General features: G+C 68.0%; 19 protein-coding genes. 4 read left to right on the forward strand and 15 right to left on the reverse strand.

Annotation, left to right across the window (positions count from 1 at the left end):
* Positions 1–145: 145 nt before the first annotated feature.
* Both groL and groES read right to left on the reverse strand, forming a co-directional pair.
* Positions 146–1,753 carry a chaperonin GroEL gene (gene groL, locus ACWGCN_RS33565; protein WP_379318164.1) on the reverse strand — a complete coding sequence of 536 codons (1,608 nt, stop codon included), beginning with the start codon at positions 1,751–1,753 and terminating at the stop codon, positions 146–148.
* An 84-nt stretch (positions 1,754–1,837) separates the two neighbouring features.
* On the reverse strand, positions 1,838–2,137 hold the full coding sequence (gene groES, locus ACWGCN_RS33570; protein ID WP_056818214.1) for a co-chaperone GroES: 300 nt from the start codon (positions 2,135–2,137) through the stop codon (positions 1,838–1,840).
* Between the two features lie 367 nt (positions 2,138–2,504).
* On the opposite strand from groES, the gene ACWGCN_RS33575 reads away from it, so the two are divergent.
* On the forward strand, positions 2,505–3,983 hold the full coding sequence (locus tag ACWGCN_RS33575) for an Hsp70 family protein (protein ID WP_378996936.1): 1,479 nt from the start codon (positions 2,505–2,507) through the stop codon (positions 3,981–3,983).
* A 69-nt stretch (positions 3,984–4,052) separates the two neighbouring features.
* Here the strand turns inward: ACWGCN_RS33575 and tsaD are convergent, their stop codons facing one another.
* The 7 genes from tsaD to ACWGCN_RS33610 all read right to left on the reverse strand — a co-directional run bounded on the left by tsaD (position 4,053) and on the right by ACWGCN_RS33610 (position 10,555).
* Complete coding sequence (tsaD, locus tag ACWGCN_RS33580) at positions 4,053–5,099, reverse strand: tRNA (adenosine(37)-N6)-threonylcarbamoyltransferase complex transferase subunit TsaD (protein ID WP_378635322.1); 1,047 nt, start codon at positions 5,097–5,099, stop codon at positions 4,053–4,055.
* Positions 5,096–5,590, reverse strand: coding sequence for a ribosomal protein S18-alanine N-acetyltransferase (rimI, locus tag ACWGCN_RS33585; protein WP_378996954.1), 495 nt, complete (start codon positions 5,588–5,590; stop codon positions 5,096–5,098). Before rimI ends, tsaD begins: the two co-directional genes overlap by 4 nt.
* Before the next feature lie 29 nt (positions 5,591–5,619).
* Positions 5,620–6,312: a tRNA (adenosine(37)-N6)-threonylcarbamoyltransferase complex dimerization subunit type 1 TsaB gene (tsaB, locus tag ACWGCN_RS33590; protein ID WP_378996942.1), complete on the reverse strand. Its 693-nt coding sequence runs from the start codon at positions 6,310–6,312 to the stop codon at positions 5,620–5,622.
* A 65-nt stretch (positions 6,313–6,377) separates the two neighbouring features.
* Positions 6,378–6,833, reverse strand: a complete 456-nt coding sequence (tsaE, locus tag ACWGCN_RS33595; protein WP_056818220.1) for a tRNA (adenosine(37)-N6)-threonylcarbamoyltransferase complex ATPase subunit type 1 TsaE — start codon at positions 6,831–6,833, stop codon at positions 6,378–6,380.
* Positions 6,826–7,902, reverse strand: coding sequence for an alpha/beta fold hydrolase (locus ACWGCN_RS33600; RefSeq protein WP_452460190.1), 1,077 nt, complete (start codon positions 7,900–7,902; stop codon positions 6,826–6,828). The genes tsaE and ACWGCN_RS33600 overlap by 8 nt, the downstream gene beginning before the upstream one ends.
* Positions 7,899–9,062 carry an alanine racemase gene (alr, locus tag ACWGCN_RS33605; protein ID WP_452460189.1) on the reverse strand — a complete coding sequence of 388 codons (1,164 nt, stop codon included), beginning with the start codon at positions 9,060–9,062 and terminating at the stop codon, positions 7,899–7,901. Before alr ends, ACWGCN_RS33600 begins: the two co-directional genes overlap by 4 nt.
* Positions 9,063–9,106: 44 nt before the next feature.
* On the reverse strand, positions 9,107–10,555 hold the full coding sequence (locus ACWGCN_RS33610) for a bifunctional ADP-dependent NAD(P)H-hydrate dehydratase/NAD(P)H-hydrate epimerase (protein ID WP_452460188.1): 1,449 nt from the start codon (positions 10,553–10,555) through the stop codon (positions 9,107–9,109).
* Positions 10,556–10,627: 72 nt separating this feature from the next.
* On the opposite strand from ACWGCN_RS33610, the gene ACWGCN_RS33615 reads away from it, so the two are divergent.
* Positions 10,628–11,050, forward strand: a complete 423-nt coding sequence (locus ACWGCN_RS33615) for a plastocyanin/azurin family copper-binding protein (RefSeq protein WP_378996949.1) — start codon at positions 10,628–10,630, stop codon at positions 11,048–11,050.
* Positions 11,051–11,220: 170 nt separating this feature from the next.
* Here ACWGCN_RS33615 and glmS read toward each other — a convergent pair whose 3' ends face one another.
* Positions 11,221–13,101, reverse strand: a complete 1,881-nt coding sequence (gene glmS, locus ACWGCN_RS33620) for a glutamine--fructose-6-phosphate transaminase (isomerizing) (protein WP_452460187.1) — start codon at positions 13,099–13,101, stop codon at positions 11,221–11,223.
* Positions 13,102–13,137: 36 nt separating this feature from the next.
* Here glmS and ACWGCN_RS33625 point away from each other — a divergent pair, with 36 nt between their 5' ends.
* A complete protein-coding gene (locus tag ACWGCN_RS33625) occupies positions 13,138–13,992 on the forward strand; it encodes a poly(ethylene terephthalate) hydrolase family protein (protein ID WP_378993577.1) in 855 nt (284 codons plus the stop codon).
* 71 nt (positions 13,993–14,063) lie between these two features.
* Here ACWGCN_RS33625 and ACWGCN_RS33630 read toward each other — a convergent pair whose 3' ends face one another.
* From ACWGCN_RS33630 to ACWGCN_RS33650, 5 genes are all read right to left on the reverse strand, one after another.
* On the reverse strand, positions 14,064–14,420 hold the full coding sequence (locus ACWGCN_RS33630; RefSeq protein ID WP_449972645.1) for a hypothetical protein: 357 nt from the start codon (positions 14,418–14,420) through the stop codon (positions 14,064–14,066).
* Positions 14,421–14,451: 31 nt separating this feature from the next.
* Positions 14,452–16,011 (reverse strand): ICP22 family protein, encoded by a 1,560-nt coding sequence (locus tag ACWGCN_RS33635; RefSeq protein ID WP_378993579.1) that lies wholly within the window; start codon positions 16,009–16,011, stop codon positions 14,452–14,454.
* Between the two features lie 31 nt (positions 16,012–16,042).
* The gene (locus tag ACWGCN_RS33640; protein ID WP_301905026.1) at positions 16,043–16,363 is read right to left on the reverse strand and encodes a hypothetical protein; all 321 of its coding nucleotides are present in this window, start codon (positions 16,361–16,363) and stop codon (positions 16,043–16,045) included.
* A 150-nt stretch (positions 16,364–16,513) separates the two neighbouring features.
* Positions 16,514–16,822, reverse strand: coding sequence for a DUF6802 family protein (locus ACWGCN_RS33645; RefSeq protein ID WP_056818233.1), 309 nt, complete (start codon positions 16,820–16,822; stop codon positions 16,514–16,516).
* 91 nt (positions 16,823–16,913) lie between these two features.
* Positions 16,914–17,105 (reverse strand): PspC domain-containing protein, encoded by a 192-nt coding sequence (locus ACWGCN_RS33650; protein ID WP_063057023.1) that lies wholly within the window; start codon positions 17,103–17,105, stop codon positions 16,914–16,916.
* A 198-nt stretch (positions 17,106–17,303) separates the two neighbouring features.
* On the opposite strand from ACWGCN_RS33650, the gene ACWGCN_RS33655 reads away from it, so the two are divergent.
* Positions 17,304–18,890, forward strand: a complete 1,587-nt coding sequence (locus ACWGCN_RS33655) for an ABC-F family ATP-binding cassette domain-containing protein (protein WP_449972665.1) — start codon at positions 17,304–17,306, stop codon at positions 18,888–18,890.

Consider the following 18,890-nt stretch of genomic DNA (forward strand, 5'->3'; position numbering starts at 1 on the left):
GCCGGGGCGTAGGCGACGAAGGAGCAAGCCCCGGTGGCTAACCGGCGGCCCCTCAGGGCCGCGACTCGAGCGCGCCAGCGCTCCAACAAACAAGAAGGGCCCGCCGCCGATCACATGATCAGCAGCGGGCCTTCCGTTTACCCGATCAGTGCGAGTGACCGTGGCCGTGGTCGTCGTCGGCCTCGGCCGGCTTCTCCACGATGGCGCTCTCGGTGGTCAGGATCATCCGCGCGACCGAGGCGGCGTTCACCACGGCGGAGCGGGTCACCTTGACCGGGTCGACGACACCGTCGGCGAGCAGGTCGCCGTAGGTCAGAGTGGCGGCGTTGAAGCCTTCCTTGCCCTCGGAGACCTTCGCGACCACGACGGCACCGTCGAGGCCGGCGTTGGTGGCGATCCAGTACAGCGGCGCCTCGAGGCCCTTGCGAACCACCTCGACACCGACGGCCTTGTCGCCGGCGAACGAGTCACGCAGCTCGCCCAGTGCGGCAGCGGCGATCACGAGCGCCGAACCACCACCGGGGACGATGCCCTCCTCGACCGCGGCCTTGGCGGCGGCCACCGCGTCGTCGACGCGGTACTTGCGCTCCTTGAGCGCGGTCTCGGTGGCAGCGCCGACCTTGATCACCGCGACGCCACCGGCCAGCTTCGCCAGCCGCTCTTCGAGCTTCTCGCGATCCCAGTCGGAGTCCGAGGCTTCGATCTCGCGACGCAGCTGCGCGCTGCGGCCCTTGATGTCCTCGTCGGAGCCCGCGCCGTCGATCAGCACGGTCTCGTCCTTGGTGACGACGACGCGACGCGCCTGACCCAGCTGCTCGATGGTGGCCTCGCGCAGGGTGACGCCGAGATCGGGGTTGATCACGGTGCCACCGGTGACGACGGCCAGGTCGTCGAGGAACGCCTTGCGACGGTCACCGAAGAACGGCGCCTTCACGGCGACGGCCTTGATGGTCTTGCGGATCGAGTTGACCACCAGGGTGGACAGCGCTTCGCCGTCGACGTCCTCGGCCACGATCAGCACGGCCTTGCCGGACTCGGCGATCTTCTCGAGCAGCGGCAGCAGATCGGGCAGCGAGCTGATCTTGTCGCGGTGCAGCAGGACGTAGGTGTCCTCGAGCACGGCCTGCTGGGTCTCGGGATCGGTCTGGAAGTAGGGCGAGAGGTAGCCCTTGTCGAACTGCACGCCTTCGGTGATGACGAGTTCGGTGTTCGTGGTCGAGGACTCCTCGACCGTCACGACGCCGTCCTTGCCGACCGTGGTGAGCGCCTTGCCGACCATCTCGCCGATCTCCTCGTCACGTGAGGAAACGGTGGCGACCTGGGCGATGGCCTTCTCGCCGGAGACGGGAGTGGCCAGCGCGAGCAGCACTTCCGACACCTTCTCGGCGGCAGCGGCGATGCCCTGGCCGAGGGTGATCGGGTTGGCGCCCGCGGCGACGTTCTTCAGGCCGCCGCGCACGAACGCCTGGGCCAGCACGGTGGCGGTGGTCGTACCGTCGCCCGCGACATCGTTGGTCTTGGTGGCGACGCTCTTGACGAGCTGTGCGCCGAGGTTCTCGAAGGGGTCCTCGAGGTCGATCTCACGCGCGATGGTGACACCGTCGTTGGTCACGGTGGGGCCACCGAAAGCCTTGGCCAGCACCACATGCCGGCCGCGGGGGCCGAGGGTCACCTTGACGGCGTCGGCCAGCTTGTCGACACCGCGTTCCAGAGCCCGGCGAGCCTTTTCGTCGAACTCGATCTGCTTGGGCATAAGAGGATTCAGCTCCTGTTTGTGAACGCAATCCGCCCCGGGCCTGTGAAGACGCCGGGGCGGAACGCTGATGCGGCGTTGGCCTTACTTGGTGACGACGGCCAGGATGTCGCGCGCCGAGAGGATGAGGTATTCCCCACCCTGGTACTTGATCTCGGTGCCGCCGTACTTGCTGTAGATGACGACGTCGCCTTCCTTGACGTCGACCGGGATGCGGTCACCCTTATCGGTGACGCGGCCCGCTCCGACGGCAATGACGGTGCCCTCCTGCGGCTTCTCCTTGGCCGTGTCCGGGATGACCAGGCCGGAGGCCGTCGTCGTCTCGGCCTCGTTGGCCTGGACGAGGATCTTGTCCTCGAGCGGCTTGATGTTCACGCTCGCCACGTTGAGCCCTCCACTTTCAGGGGAAATTCGGTTGTCCGGAACTGGTGTCCCGGACCGGGTTTCGGTCAGCTCGCGACCCTGCGCACAGCCCCGTCGTCGCGGGTGCCGGAGCCGAAGCCCAGAAGTCGACTTGGCACTAGTACAGCTACGCAATGCCCATCTAGTACGTGCCGACTAGCACTCTATACGCGAGAGTGCCAGCACTCAAGGTCGGGTTCTGCCGACGTCGCATTTTCGACACGCCCACACTGGCCAGTGATCTTCACATCGCCTGCCACAATCTGTAACGTTCGCATAACAGGCTGTGACATAGCACAGGAAGGCGCCATCCGCTCGGAGAGCACCATCGGCTTGAAGGGAGGTGAACATGCGAACATCCCTCGGCATCTCGGCCGGGAACGAGGTGGTGTGCTCGGCATTGGTCGCGACGGGGCCCGCGGGCGAGCAGACTTTCGACTACCGGGTCGTTTCCGCAGATGAGGCACATTCCGACCTCGGCGATCTCGTGTCGTCCTCGATCGAATTGATGACCACCCAGCTGCCGGTGTCACAGGTGGCGATGGCAGGCGAACCGCTCGGGCGCTACTCCGGCGGCCACCGTCGCGCCGACTCGGCGCGATCACGTCCACCGACCAGCGTCGCCGTCGCCTACCGCAACAAAGAACAGGCACAAGCCATTCGGGCCGCCACCACGCGCCACCGTGATCTGCGGCTCGTCACCGAGGGCGCCGCCGCCCTCGCCTATCTGCGCCACACCGGACTGCTCGACCGCTACCCCACCGTCGCCGTGATCGACCTGGGCGCGACCGGACTCACCGTCACCGTGGCCGATTACACCGACAACGTGGTGCTGCACACCGAACGCACGCCGACGCTGAGCGGCAACGCGATCGACGAGCTGATCTACCACCACCTGGTCGACCTGCACTACGCCCGACGCGGCACCCGGCCCAACCGCACCACACTGACCAACCGCGGCCGCGCGGCCAAGGAACACCTGTCGCTGGCACCCGTCGTCACCATCGATCATGTAGCGGGACAGGGATTGGAGCTCACCCGTCCCGATTTCGAGGAGCTCATCGACGGCCTCCTGCGCAATATCGCGCTGTTCTCGTCGTCGGTGTTCACCCGCGCGCCGAAGTACCCCGACGCCGTCGCCGTGATCGGCGGTTGCGCCAATATCCCGTGTGTCATCGACATTCTCGAATCACGCCTCGATGTCCCCGTGCTCACCGTGCCCGACCCGGAGGCCGTCATCGCCAAGGGCGCGGCGCTGGTCGCCGACGCCGCGGCACCGTCCGGACTGCCGGGCGGTGGGCACGCCGACGCACCGAGTGGCACCTTCGCCAAGGTCGTCGGCACCCTCGTCGGCGCGGTCGTGGTGGTCGGCTTGGTGATCGGCTACGGCGTGCAAGCAGTGTCGCCCGACGCCCCCGATGTGACTCCCGCCGGCACGAGCAGCACCGTGCGTCAATCCCCGTTACCGCCGGTGCCGTCCCCGGCACCCACCCCCGCCAATCGCGAGAGCACCGAACGCACCGGCGCCACCGTGGCACCGCCCGCGACCGAAGCACCGAATGCCACCACCGGGGCGCCGAGCACGAGCGCCGCCACACCCTCCGCGCCCACCTCGACAACGGCCCCCACCCTGCGCCCCGATCCGAACCTCCCGCAGATTCCCTACCCCGAGTCTCCGCTCGGCCCCCTGGACAGCGGCTCCTCCGGTGGCGGCAGACAGCGTCCCTCCACCCCCAACACCTCGCCCACGCAGGCCCCCGCCAACAGCACCCTCCCGATTCCGTCGGCCACCACGACCGACGAAATCCCGTTGCCGCCAGCCGATTAACGCGCGCACCGCGCCGGGTGGACCGGTGGCGGGTTCTTCAGGGTGCCGTGCGGCCAGGCAGGACGGGTGCTAGCCGCGCAGAGCGCTCACCGAGACCGGCAGCCCGGGATCGGTGGCGACAGTCAGTTCCGCAGGCTGCGCGCCCGCCGCGATCACATGCGCGCCCAGCGCGGCGATCATCACACCGTTGTCCGTGCACAGCCGCGGCTTGGGCACCCGAAGCGTCAAACCCGCCGCAGCACACCGCTCTTCGGCCAGTGATCGAATCCGCGAGTTCGCGGTGGCGCCGCCGCCGAGAACGATCGTGTCGACGCCGACGTCGGTCGCCGCCCGGACAGCCTTCATCGTCAGCACATCCGCCACCGCCTCCTGAAAGGACGCGGCGATATCGGGAATCGGCAGCTGGTCGGGCGTGATGCCCTGACGCTGCGCGGCCTCGACATAGCGGGCCACCGCGGTCTTGAGACCGGAGAAGGAGAAGTCGTAGCGCGCGTCACGGGGCCCGGTCATCCCGCGAGGAAAGGCGATCGCCCGCGCGTCACCGGAGCCGGCGGCCGCGTCGAGGGCGGGCCCACCGGGATAGCCGAGACCGAGCAGCCGCGCGACCTTGTCGAACGCCTCCCCGGCGGCATCGTCGACGGTGCTGCCGAGTTCGGTGATCGGCTCACCCAGATCCGTGACCTGCAACAGGTGCGTATGCCCACCGGACACGAGCAGCGCCACCGCGGGCGGCATCGGCCCGTGCTCGAGCGTATCGACCGCCACGTGCCCACCGAGGTGGTTGAGCGCGTAGAACGGCACATCCCACGCCGCCGCATAGGCTTTGGCCGCGGCCACCCCCACCAGCAGCGCACCGGCCAGCCCCGGCCCGATGGTGACGGCGAGCGCGTCCGGCTTGCTGATCCCCGCGGTCGCCAGCGCACGACGCATCGCGGGCACGATCGCCTCGAGATGTGCGCGCGAGGCGATCTCGGGCACCACGCCGCCGAAGCGGGCGTGCTGGTCGACGCTCGAGGCCACCTCATCGGCGAGCAGCTCGACGGAGCCATCGGAATGACGGCGCACGATGCCGACTCCCGTTTCGTCGCACGAGCTTTCGATCCCCATGACGATCACGACAACACCTCGTCCTGCCGGCCGCGCGCGGCCCATTCATCGGCCGCGGCGGTGAGTTCCGGACGGCGCATGGTGTACGCGTCGGCCCCGCTGGGGTGGTAGTAGTTCTTGCGCAGCCCGATGATGTGAAACCCGTGCTTGGCGTACATCGCGATGGCGGGCGCGTTGTCCGTGCGCACCTCGAGGAACACCGGCCCGCCGCGTTCGGCCGCCGTCGCCAGCAGCGCTTCGAGCAGCAGCGTGCCGATGCCGCCCCGGTGACAATCCGGGTCGACGCCGATCGTGTGCACCTCGGCCTCGGGATGGGCGTCGTCACCGAGCAGCGCGATGCCCGCGTAGCCGACCATCACGCCGTCGGCGGTGCGCGCGGTGATGTAGCGGTTGTGCCCGCCGGCCAGCTCGGACCGGAACGACACCGCCTGCCACGGGTCGTCCTCGGGAAACAGCAGGTGCTCGAGTTCGACGCAGCGGTCGATGTCGGGCAGCGTCATGGGAGCGATCAGGTACTCGGTCACGGCACTCACGCCCCGGTCCGGTCGAGGGTTCGGAAGCTGTTCTCCACCGCATCGGGCCTGCGCAGATACAACGGCACCAGCGCTTGCGGTGTCTCTCCCGCCAGCAACGCCGGCGCCGCGACGGTGACCAGCCCGGCAGGCGAGGGCGTCTCGCTGGGCAGCACCGGCAGATCGAAGAAGTCCACGTGCGCGGCCGACCCGGCGATCGCCGCGGCGTCACCCACCGGCACGTCGACAGCCTTGTTCACCTCGGGACCGGCGACCCGCGCCCCGTTCAGATACTTGGCCCAGTACACCTCGCGCCTGCGCGCGTCGGTGACCACCAACAGCTCGCCGGGATCTCGCTTCTCACCGATGGTGTCGGCGGCGATGGCGTCGAGACTGCACACCCCGTGCACGGGTAACCCGAGCGCGTCACCGAAGGCGGCCGCGGTGGCCATTCCCACGCGTAGCCCGGTGAACGGTCCGGGTCCGAGCCCGACGACGACCGCGTCGAGCTCGTCGCGGCGCACCCCCGCCGCGGCTAGACACTCCAGGATCTGCGGGGTGAGGACCTCGGCGTGCGCGCGGGCGTCGACCTTCACGCGGGCAGCGAGCGTCGCCACGGCGGGGCGGGTGCCGGGTTCACCGGCAGGTGACAGGTGCACCAATCCCGCTGTAACGGCGGGTGTCGCGGTGTCGACTGCTAGTACGAGCATGATTGTCTCAACAATACCGGGTGGTATCGGCGCTCGGCGCGCACCGGTGCGCGCATGATCGCGCGTTATTCGATCCATTCCCAGATCGCCGTGCGCACATCGGATTCCGGCTCCCGGGCGAGTTGCACTCGCAGGTGCCGGTCAGCGAGGTGTTCGACGACCCCCTTGCCCCATTCCACGACGACGACCGCGTGGTGCAGGTCGGTGTCGAGGTCGAGCGAGTCCAGTTCGTCGAGGTCGCCCGCGAGGCGGTAGGCGTCGACGTGCACCATCGCCACCCCGGGCGTGCCGTCCGGCCGCACTCCGGCCTTGTGCGCCCGCGCGATGATGAACGTCGGCGAGCTGACCCGGCCCGCGACACCGAGTCCGGCGGCGATTCCTCTGGTCAACGCGGTTTTACCGGCGCCGAGCGGGCCGTCGAGCACGACCAGGTCACCTGGGCGCAGGGTGGCCGCCAGTTCGCGGCCGAATGCTTCGGTGTCCTCGACAGTGTCGAGAACGCGCTGGTGTGGGTCAGCCACCGACGGCCTCCTCGCCGCGGCTGCCGATGATTCCCGCCCGCGCGAGCAGCCGGTCGAGTGCGGCCAGGCTCACCTCGGGGAACTGCAGGTGCGGCATGTGCGCCGCCTCACGCACCCGGACCAGTTCACTGCCCGGTAGTTCCGCCGCCAGTTCGCGGGAATTGCGGAACGGGATCACCACGTCGTGCGCACCACCCAGAATCAAAACCGGCAGCTCGCCCAGGACGGGAATTGCGGCTGACTCGTCGTGCAACTCAATCGCTTTCAGAAACTTTTCGATGGTGCCGACGGGCGTGCGGTCGATCATCATCGTGGTGAAGCGCGACAGCGTCGGACTCACGGGGCCGTGGAACGAGCTCACGTGCAGGATCGGCGTCACCACGTGCTTGCTCGCGCTGCGGCTGAACTGCACCAGCGTCGGCGCGGTCCGCACCGCCAGCCGGAAGCCGTCGACCGCGGGATGCCGAACCAGTTGCGAGATCCCGGTCGCGGTCACCTCCGCGGCGGCGGTGCTCAGCAGCCCGACCGCGCGCACCCGCGTGGCGAACAGTTCGGGGAACTGCGCGGCCGCCGCGAGCACGGCCATTCCGCCGAGCGAATGCCCGACCAGTACCACCGGTCCTGTCGGCGCGCACTCACGGATCACCGTGGCGAGGTCGCGGCCGAGCTGGGCGACCGTGCAGCTCTCGGTACTCGGTGTGCCGGAGCGTCCGTGTCCGCGCAGATCGAAGAACACCATCCGCACCCGCGACCCCCACTGCCGCGCGAGATCGCGGCGCTGGAAGTGGAAGGACTCCATGCTGTTGCAGAAGCCGTGCACGAAAACGATCGTGGCCTCGGCGGAGTCGTCGCCGAAAGTGCGGGTAGCCAGCGACACACCGTCGTCGGCGAGCACCATGCCCGGTTCGTCCTCGTCGATCAGGGCGAAGTTCTCGTCGCGGTATTCGTCGCGTTCGGCGGGCCACATCACCCGCGCGCCGATCTGGCGCAAGGTATGGGCGATGGCGAGGCCCGCGAGCAGGCCCGCGGTCGCCAGGCCACCGCGCCGGATCACCGTGCGCCGGGTCATCGGCCGGTACCCACGTAGCGGCGGACCACCCGGCCGCGCGGCGCGCAGACGACCTCGTAATCGATCGTGTCCAGCGCCCGCGCCCAGTCGAGCGCGTGTGGCTGTCCCGCGCCGCCGCCGAACAGCACCGCGCGGTCGCCCTCCCGCACGCCGCCCGCGTTGTCGCCGAGGTCGACCATGAACTGGTCCATGCACACCCGCCCGACATTACGGTGCCGGGCCCCGCCCAACCACACCTCGAAACATCCACTGAGCGAACGGAATACGCCGTCGGCATATCCCGCGGGCACCAGCGCGATCGTGGTGTCGCGCGGTGCGATCCACCGGTGCCCGTACGACACGCCTTCCCCTGCCGCCACCTGTTTCACCAACGCGACCTCCGCTTGGAATGTCATCGCGGGCTTCAGACCGAATTGTCCGAGCTCCGGAATGGGCGAAAGCCCGTACACCGAAATACCCGGCCGGACCATGTCGAACCGCAGATCTGGTCTGGTCAAGGTGGCCGCCGAATTCGACAGGTGAACGAGTTCGGGTTCGAGACCGTGCTCTTTGGCCAGCGCGATCGCCTCGACGAACCGATCCCGCTGCCGATCCACCATCGGATGCCCCGGCTCATCGGCGTGCGCCAGATGGGAGAAGATCGCCCGCAACCGCACCACCTGCGCGTCGACGAGCCCCCGCACAGCCCGCAGGACCTGCGGATACTCGGTCACCGACACCCCGTTGCGGTTGAGCCCCGTATCCACCTTCAACGTCACCGTCGCGGTCTGCCCCGCCGCCACCGCGGCCCGCTCCACCGCCCGCAACTGCGCCAGCGACGACACCCCGATCTCGAGATCGCCCGCCACAGCACCCGCGTAATCAGCGTCGACAGTATTGAGCCAGCACAGCACAGGAGCCGTGATCCCCGCCGCCCGCAAGGCCAGTCCCTCGCCCACGGTGGTCACGCCCAGCTCCCGGGCACCCGCCCCCAACGCGGCCCGAGCCACCTCTACCGCCCCATGGTTGTACCCGTCAGCCTTGACCACCACCATCACAGCAGCCCCGTGCGCGTACTCCCGCAACACCCGCACATTGTGAGCAATGGCATCCAAGTCGACGACCGTCTCCACTTGCGCATTCACACCCCCGATCGTGCCAGGACCCGCCGAATCTGCCATACGTGGGGCGTCCTGGGACGACCACTGCTCGGCTTCGTCCCGGGCTACCAACCCTCGTCCCCACCAACCTCCCGCAAAACCCGCACCGCGCCCCGAACATGCCCCAGCAACGGCGTAGCGGAAACAGGAGCCCCCGCCGCCCGACCCTCATAAGCAGCCAGATTCGCCGCCAAGGCATGTGCCCGAGCCCCCGCGGCCGCAGCCCACCCCGCCGCGCACCCCGCGGCGAGCAACGCCCCGATGATCCCCGACAGCACATCCCCCGACCCCGGCGTAGCCGCCCAATCCCCACCTGCGTCATTGACCAGCGTCGGCTGCCCCGGCGAAGCGACAACCGTCGCCCGGCCCTTGAGCAGAACCGTCACACCCCACTCATCAGCCAGCCTTCGCACCGCCCCCACCCGATCCGCCCCCACCGCACCACCGGTCAGCCGAGCGAATTCCCCCGCATGCGGCGTCAGCACCGTCACCCCGGATCGCCCCCGAACCAGCCCCGGTTCCTCGGCAAGAATCGTCAACCCGTCCGCGTCCACCAACACCGGCAGATCAGTACCCAGCACCTCGGCCAACCGATCCCTGGCCCCCGGATCAGTGCCACCCCCCGGCCCGAACACCCAGGCCTGCACCCTCCCGGTCTCCGAAATCGACGAACTGGCGACAACTTCGGGAAACTTCTCCAATACCTCGGTATCGGAGCCCACATACCGAACCATCCCCGAGGTCGCCACCACCGCGGCGCCCGTGCACAACACCCCCGCCCCCGGATACTTCGCACTGCCCGCGCAAACCCCCGTCACTCCCTGACTGTATTTGTCGTCAGCAGGCCCCGGCACCGGCCACCCGGCCCCCACCGCTCCTGGATCGAGCTGTACCAGCCCAGCCTCTGGAAGACGTAACCCGATCGGCACCAACACAATTCGCCCACACTGGGGCACAGCCAACGCATGTACCGGCTTGTACGCACCGAATGCCACCGTCACATCCGCCGTCACCGCGGGCCCATCCAGTGCCCCCGTATCCGGATCGACCCCACTGGGCAGATCTGCCGAGACAATCGGAACATCCAGGGCAGCAACTATTTCCGCCGCCCCGGGCCGCAAAGGCCCCCGTCCGGAAATCCCCACGATCCCATCGATCACCAGATCGACACCATCGAGTCGATCGACCACCCGGCCCCCAGCTGCCCGCAACGCAGCAAGCCCTTCCCGATGCGCCCGTTCAGGATTCAGCAGAACAGCCGACACCCGGACGCCCCGACGCCGTAGGAAGGCCCCCGCCCACAACGCATCCCCGCCGTTGTCCCCCGACCCCACCAGCAGTCCGACGGTTCGCCCGACCACGCCCCCGGTCAGCGACCGCAATTCGTCGACAACCACCCCGGCCAGTCCGAAGGCGGCCCGCCGCATCGGCATTCCCACGGGCACCCGCGTGAACAGCTCGGCTTCCGCCGCCCGCACCTCGTCGACGGTGTAGTAGCCACGTCGATCCGACATAGTCGCCTCCCAGCCGCCCGAAAACGGGCCGCCGACCGGCCCGGGGTCGCTCGCAGACTACGCTCCACACCCATGTCGATGGTTCGTCACCGCGCCGCATCCGCCCGGTTTGCCGCCGGATTAGTCGTGGCCGCCGCCCTGTTGTCCGCCGGCTGTTCCGGCGACTCGGGAAACGCCGCCACCACAACAACCCGCAAACCCCGCCCGGTCACCACCACGACCACCCAACAGCACGCGCCGACCAACCTCACGGTCGAGGTCGGCAACATGAAATACGCCCCCGCCGACGCGACCATCAAGGTCGGCGAGACGGTGACCTGGAAGTTCTCCGACAAGGTCCCGCACAACGTGCAGGGCATCGGCGACAAGGCGATGGGCCTCAACAGTCCCATCTTCGACAAGGGCGAATGGTCCTACACCTTCACCCAGCCCGGTACCTACCGCTACATGTGCACCCTGCACCCCGACATGCGCGGATCCATCACTGTGTCTTAGGAGCGCTGGCGCGCTCGAGTTCGCGGCCCCGCCGGTCCCGTCGATCAGGCACCGTTGCTTGCTCCTTCGTCGCCTACGCAACGGCGCCTGATCGACGGGACGGCCGCGAACCCGCCGCAGCGCGGCGGATCCCTCCTCGAGGTCGGGATGTGCGGGGCTGGGTCGGGCCTTTATTCGACGGTGACCGACTTGGCCAGGTTGCGGGGCTTGTCCACGTCGTAGCCCAGGGTCTGGGCCACCTCGGCGGCGAAGATCTGCAGCGGCACCGTGGACAGCAACGGCTGGTACAGGGTCGGGGCGGCCGGGATCTCGATCAGGTCGTCGGCGAACGGGCGCACGGTGTCATCGCCCTCTTCGGCGATCACGATCGTCCGGGCGCCGCGGGCCTGGATCTCGCGAATGTTGCTGAGCAGCTTGGAATGCAGCACCGCGCGCCCCTTCGGCGACGGCATCACGATGATCACCGGCAGGCCCTCTTCGATCAGCGCGATCGGCCCGTGCTTGAGCTCGCCCGCGGCGAAGCCCTCAGCGTGCATGTAGGCCAGTTCCTTGAGCTTGAGCGCGCCTTCGAGCGCCACCGGATAACCCACGTGGCGACCGAGGAACAGCACCGTCGGCACATGCGCCAGCTCGCGCGCGATGGCCCGCACCTGTGGCGCGGTCTCGAGCACCCGGGCGATCAGCTTCGGCATCGATTCCAGTTCGGCGAACTCGCGAGCCACCTCGTCGGGGTACTTGGTCCCGCGCGCCTGCGCCAGGGCCAGACCGACCAGATAGTTGGCAGCCACCTGCGCCAGGAACGCCTTGGTCGAGGCGACACCGATCTCGGGCCCGGTCCGCGTGTAGATCACCGCGTCGGACTCGCGCGGAATCTGCGCCCCGTTGGTGTTGCAGATGGCCAGCACGCGCGCCTTCTGCTCCTTGGCGTGGCGCACCGCTTCGAGTGTGTCGGCGGTTTCACCGGACTGCGAGATCGCCACCACCAGCGTCGACCGGTCGAGAACCGGGTCGCGGTAACGGAATTCGCTGGCGAGCTCCACCTCCACCGGCACCCGGGTCCAGTGCTCGATCGCGTACTTGGCGAGCAGGCCCGCGTGGTACGAACTGCCGCACGCCACGACGAACACCTTGTCGAACTCGCGCAGCTCCTGGTCGGCGAGGCGCTGTTCGTCGAGGACGATCCGGCCGCCCTTCTCGTCGACGACGAAATGCCCCATCAGGGTGTCGGCGACGGCGGTGGGCTGCTCCTCGATCTCCTTGAGCATGAAGTAGTCGTGGCCGCCCTTCTCCGCGGCGGCGAGGTCCCAGTCGATGGTGAACGGCCGGCTGACCACCCCGTCGGTGTTGCCCGCGAAGTCGGTGACGCTGTAGCCGTCCTTCGTGATCACCACGGCCTGGTTCTGCCCGAGCTCGACCGCCTCACGGGTGTGCTCGATGAACGCGGTGACATCGGAGGCGATGAACATCTCACCCTCGCCGACCCCGACGACCAGCGGCGTCGACCGGCGAGCCGCCACGATCGTGCCGGGATGGTCCGCATGGGTGAACACCAGTGTGAACGCGCCCTCGAGCCGCTGCAACACGGCGTGGACACTCGCGGTGAAGTCGCCCGCGGTGGGGCCGTCGGCGTACGCGCGCGAAACCAGGTGCACCGCGACTTCGGTATCGGTGTCGCTCAGCAGCTCCACACCCACGTCTTCGAGCTCGCGGCGCAGCGGCGCGAAGTTCTCGATGATGCCGTTGTGGACGACGGCGAGCTTGCCGGCGAGGTCGCGGTGGGGGTGCGCGTTGCGGTCGGTCGGCGCGCCGTGGGTGGCCCAGCGGGTGTGCCCCATCCCGGTCGACCCGGCGAAACGCTCGGTCCCCGCCTCGCCCAGTTCGGCTTCCAGATTGGCCAGCCGCCCGGCCTTACGTTCGACCGCCAGAGCACCGTTTCCATCGAGGATCGCGACCCCCGCGGAGTCGTATCCGCGATACTCCATGCGTCGCAGCGCGTCGACGACAACGCCCAGCGCATCCCGGTATCCGACGTACCCCACGATTCCGCACATGGTCCCCCACCCTACTGATCGGATACTCTTCTCGCCGTGTCGGTGTCTGCAAAATCGCTCGTGAGCACCCTGTCCGTGCGCGGCCCCCACCGGGTGCTGCGTGGGAACTTAGGGATCGCAGGTCAGCCGGGTGTGGTGTACACGCCCGAGTCCGGGCTGAACCTGCCCGCTGTCGCGTTCGCGCACGGCTGGCTGACCAGCGCCGAGAACTACAAGAGCCTGCTCGAACACATCGCGTCGTGGGGTTTCGTGGTCGCCGCGCCCGACACCGAGCGTGGCCCGATTCCGTCACATCTGGACCTCGGCACCGACTTGCTCACCACGCTCGACATCGTGAGCAAGGTCCGCCTCGGTGACGGCACCATCAGCGTCCACCCCGACCGCCTCGCCCTCGCCGGCCACGGCATGGGGGCGGGCGCCGCGGTGATCGCCGCGGCTCAACGCCGGGTAGCCGCCGTCGTAGCGCTCTTCCCGGCCCCCACCTCCCCCGCCGCGGAGAACATCGCCCCCGACATCGACGCGCCCGGCCTGATCCTGACCGGCGACGACCTCGACTCGGTCAGCTCCAATGCCCGCGCCCTCGCCGCCGCCTGGTCGGGCCCGTCGATCCTGCGCACCCTCGACGGCGCCTCGCACAACGGCATCATCGAGGGCCGCCGCCTCTTCGCCGCCCTCGGCGCGGGCCGCTACGAACATAAAACCGACAAGGCCACCCGAGCCCTGGTCACCGGCTACCTGCTCGCCACCCTTCTCGCCGACAAGAAGTACGCGATCTTCGCCGACCCGGAAGCCGAGATCCCCCACACCAAGGTCGTCGACCCCCACGCCGAGGTCGAGGTCGAGGCGCCCAAGTTGTCCATCGGCACAGTCGCCAAACTCATCCGCGGCTAGAAGCGCCCGGGCCGGCCGAGCGACGCCGGCCCGGCGCGATCACCCTCCGTATTCGGCCTGGCGCCGGTGATTCAGACCAGCCAGCTCTTGCGCTGGTAGTACTCGGCTTCAGGATCGTCGTCGTCATAAGGCGCGACGACATCGTTCGCACGGCGCGCCGCCGCCGCGCGAGCAATGGCGTCGCGCTGCTCCTGCGCCTCTGCTTCGAGGCGGTTCAGTTCGGCCTGGCGCTGTTCGGCTGCCGCCCTCGCCTTCTCGTCTTCCTCCGCCTGCGCGAGCACCCGCTCCAGACCGGCGGCAGTACGTTCGGCATGGTCTCGATCCCGGTCGGCGGTGGCACGGTTGATCGCGTCGAGTTCCTGATGCAGGATCGCCGTGCGCCGAGCGTGCTCGTCGAAAATCTGCTCGAGCTCGAGGACATAGTTCATGAGCGGGGCTCCTCACATGATGGGTGGACGATCACAGCGGGCCTGCCTCAGCCAGGACTGCGCCGGTGTCGACCGGCTCTTCGGCATCACCGGCAGGCAGCGGCTGCGAGTAATGCTCACCGTCGTCTTCGCGCTTGGTGGCACCCGGCATGCTCGGCGTGCTCGACGCGGGCGTCCCACCCTCTTCAGCGGTTCCGGAGCCGGAGCTCGGCGTGCCATCACCGATAACACCTTCTTCGGTCGCAGCCTCTTCACCGGTGGGTTCGCCCTCGCCGACGGGTTCGCCACTCTCGGTCGTGATGACCGGCTGGCCGTCGGCGCCGATCGTCATGCCATATTCGGTGGACTGACCGTCGGCGCCGGTGACGACCATCTTCAGGTTGCCGTCCTCGCCCATCTCGACCTTGACATTGTTTCCGGCAACGTCGAACTCCGCGGACTTGCCATCGATGACATCCGGCACCCCATCGCCGTCGGCATCCTGGAACACAGATTCAATCTGCCCGACCGCGTTCTCGATGCCTTCGGTGATCGTGGACGTGATGGTGTCCATGTTCTCGCTGAGAGTGCTGGCAGCCGTCGTCAACAGGTCCGTGGCGGCGTCGGTGACTGTGCTGACGATCTCGCTGAGCGTGTCGTCGGTCGTCGTGGACGGCGTTGTCGTTGTGGGCGTTGTTGTCGTCGGTGTTGTCGTGGACGGCGTTGTCGTCGTCGGCGTTGTCGAGGCGGGGGTCGTCCCGGACGGTGTGGTCCCTGCGGGAGTCGTCCCGTCACCTTTGTTATCGGTGGTGACAGTGCCTGCCGGTCGCGGATACGCCCCGCTGTCGAGCGCGTTGGTCGCCGTCGTCAGTACCCCGTATGCCAGCTTGACGGTGTCGTCGGTGTTGGAGCACAGGGAGAGGAAGTTCGCCAGCTTGTCGTCGAAGTCCGGTTTGAAGACATCTCTCAGCCACGCTTCGGATTGCTGCTTGTCGTAAGCCGTCTTTCCGATATAGGCAGAACCCAAGCCGGGGACGGCCATCGCAACGATGCCGAGGCCGATAGTCCCGACATCGACGACATCTGTTTCCTCGATCATCTCGTCGATGTCGGCGACGGTCTTTCCGCCGACCAACACCTGATTGCCGGTGACCAGCGCCTTGACCCAATCCTTCTTGCTGGTGACCAGCCCACGCAATTTGGTCGTCGCGGTCGCGAACGCTTCCACCGCCGTGGTCAATTTCGTGCGGTCCTCGGTAGCCAGCGTCAGCTGTTGTCCGAGCATCGTCGCTGCGGCCTCGGCCGCCGCGCCGCTGCTCCACACCGTGGACATCTTCTGCGAAAGCCCCTGCTGCACACCCCATTGCGTATCGGAGACCTGCAACGCGTTGTACAGCGCTTCGGCCGTGTCAGCCAGCTTGTCCAGATTCATACCGCGCTGTTCGTCGTACTCCGCGCAGATCTTGGCCTCGGTATGACTGCAGTCACCGAACGCCTTGTTGTATCTGGGGAGCAACTGGATGAAGTACTGCAGCCCCGGTGCACCGTCGTCGAGGAGCGAATCGACGTTCTGTCCGCGTATGCCCTCGACGGGGCTGCTCAACACCGTCATCGGTCGGCTCCCACATATCCTGCGTCGCTCACTACAGCGCCTGCCCTGCCTTGTTGGTCTGCTTGGCGTTTTCAGCATCGGTGTTGGAGTAGGCAATCGATGAGGCGCCGATCGCGTCGCCGATAGCCGTGGTGGCCGAGCTCCAGTTGTTCAGCCACGCGATAGCGACATCGAGGCCCGCCGTGACGGTCTTTCCCTCGGCGGCGTAGTTCTTCCCCGCGTCACCCGAGCCGAACTTGTTGTCGGAAATGCGTTTCACAGTGTCCTTGACCGCACCGCCCGACATCTTCAAATCGTTGCCCAACTGCCCGAGTTCACCCGTCTGCACGCCCAGCGTGTTCGAGTACCCCATAGCGTCCCCTCCGTTCCGGATCCCGTTGCCGTCCCCCACCGTCCCGGAAGACTCCTTGTCTTCTTAGACGCGCCAAGACCCGGATCGGTTCCACGATCACACGACGAATGCCGCTGTGCTCGGATTCGATCACAGCGGCACCCTGGTGCGCTACTTCTCCAGGTTCCCCTGGTCGGTCTTGCGCCACTCCGACGTGCCGTCGGGATGACGGTGGTATTCCCAGGCGGCGTAGTCGCCGTCTTCCTCGACGACAGTGACGTGATCGGCCAGGCCGTCGTGGTCGTAGTCGGACCAGATGCTGGTCGAGTCGGCATCGCCGGTGGAGAGGGAGTCGACGACGCCGTCGTGGTCGAGGTCGAGGGATGGGTTGTTCAGCTCGACGGGGCCGAGGCCGCCCAGGGACGAGTGGGCGTCGATGTCGGGTAGGCCGAGGCCGGGGAACTCACCCGAGGTGACCATGACTGCTCCTCCAACGGAAAACTCGCGGATGACGACGTGGCGGGGTTGCCACCATCTTGTCATCCGCGAGCGGGCGCCGGGGGGTTCGGGGCTACTTGTTCGGGATGAGGATCCACATCGCCAGGTAGATCAGGAACTGGGGACCGGGCAGCAGGCAGGACACGACGAAGACCAGGCGGACGACGTTGGGGTTCCAGCCGTAGCGTTCGGCGAGGCCGCCGCAGACGCCTGCGATCCACTTGTTGCTGGTCGAACGGGTGAGGCGGCGGGCGGGGGCGGTCATGGTGTTGCCTTCCTGTGGAGCGGTGATGTCTCCACTGTGCCGTCGGAGCACGCCCGCCCGCATCGGTCCACAGACCCATCCGCACCCTGATTTCGACAGGCCCCGACCTCAGGGTCAGACCCCGAGACGGGCACAATCGTCGAGGTGAGCACGACATTGCACGCCAGTGGCCTCTCCGCGGGGCACGCCGAACGGACCCTGTTCGCCGACCTCGATTTCACTCTCGCCCCCGGCGATGTGATCGGGCTGGTCGGGGTGAACGGCGCGGGCAAGTCGACGCTGCTGCGGATGCTGGCCGAGCGGGAACCGGGCGAGGGTACCATCGCGTTGAGTCCGCCCGACGCGACCGTGGGTTATCTGACCCAGGAACCGGAGCGCATCGAGGGCGAGACGGTGCTCGAATTCCTTTCGCGCCGAACCGGTGTCGCACACGCCCAGCAGGTGATGGACGCGGCGGCCGAACGCCTCGGCGACGGTGGCGACGACGACTACTCGCCCGCGCTGGAACATTGGCTGGCGTTGGGTGGCGCGGATCTCGATCAGCGCGCCGAAGAGGTCGCCGCGGACCTGGGGCTGACCCACGGCTTGGCCGGTGGGCTCGACACCCCGATGACGGGCCTGTCCGGCGGCCAGGCGGCACGCGCGGGGCTGGCCTCGGTGTTGTTGTCGCGCTTCGACATTCTGCTGCTCGACGAGCCGACCAACGACCTCGATCTCGACGGCCTCGACCGGCTGGAACGGTTCGTCACCGGGGTGCGCGTACCGCTGATGGTGATCAGCCACGATCGAGAGTTCTTGGCGCGCACCGTGAACAGCGTCCTCGAACTCGATCTGGCACAGCAGCAAACCGGTTTCTACGACGGCGGCTACGACGCCTACCTCGCCGAACGCGAGATCGCCCGCAAGCACGCCCGCGAGGCCTACGACGAATTCGCCGACACCAAAGCGGGTTTGGAGTCGCGCGCGCAGATGCAGCGCAACTGGCTCGAGCACGGGGTGCGCAACGCCCGCCGCAAGGGCAAGAACGACTCCGACAAGATGGGCCGCAAGACCCGCGCGGAATCCACCGAGAAGCAGGCCGCCAAGGCCCGTCAGACCCAGCGCCGGATCGAACGCCTCGACGTGGTCGACGAGCCGCGCAAGGAGTGGGAGCTGCGGATGGAGATCGCCACCGCCCCACGCAGCGGCGCGGTGGTCGCGACCGCCAACAACGCCACCCTCACGCGCGGCGAATTCACCCTCGGCCCGATCACCACCCAGATCGATTGGGCCGACCGGATCGTGCTCACCGGCGCCAACGGCTCGGGCAAGTCGACCCTGCTCGGCCTGCTGCTCGGCAAGATCGCCCCGGATTCCGGTACCGCCGCACTGGGTTCCGGTGTGGAGATCGGCGAGGTCGACCAGGCCCGCGGGCTGTTCCGTGGCGACGACGCGCTGGCCGACACCTTCGCCGCGGCGATGCCCGACTGGCCCGACGCCGAAGTCCGCACGCTACTGGCCAAATTCGGCCTGCGCGGGCCGCACGTGACGCGTGCGTGCGACACCCTGTCCCCCGGTGAACGCACCCGCGCGGCCCTGGCCCTGCTCCAGGCGCGCGGGGTGAACCTGCTGGTTCTCGACGAGCCGACCAACCACCTCGACCTGCCCGCCATCGAACAGCTCGAACAGGCCGTCGAATCCTTCACCGGCACGTTGATTCTGGTGACGCACGATCGCCGGATGCTGGATTCTGTTCGTGCGACCCGTCGTTGGCACATGTCCGGCGGGCTTCTCAGCGAGGAATGA

The sequence above is a fragment of the Nocardia sp. NPDC055050 genome (assembly GCF_053608345.1).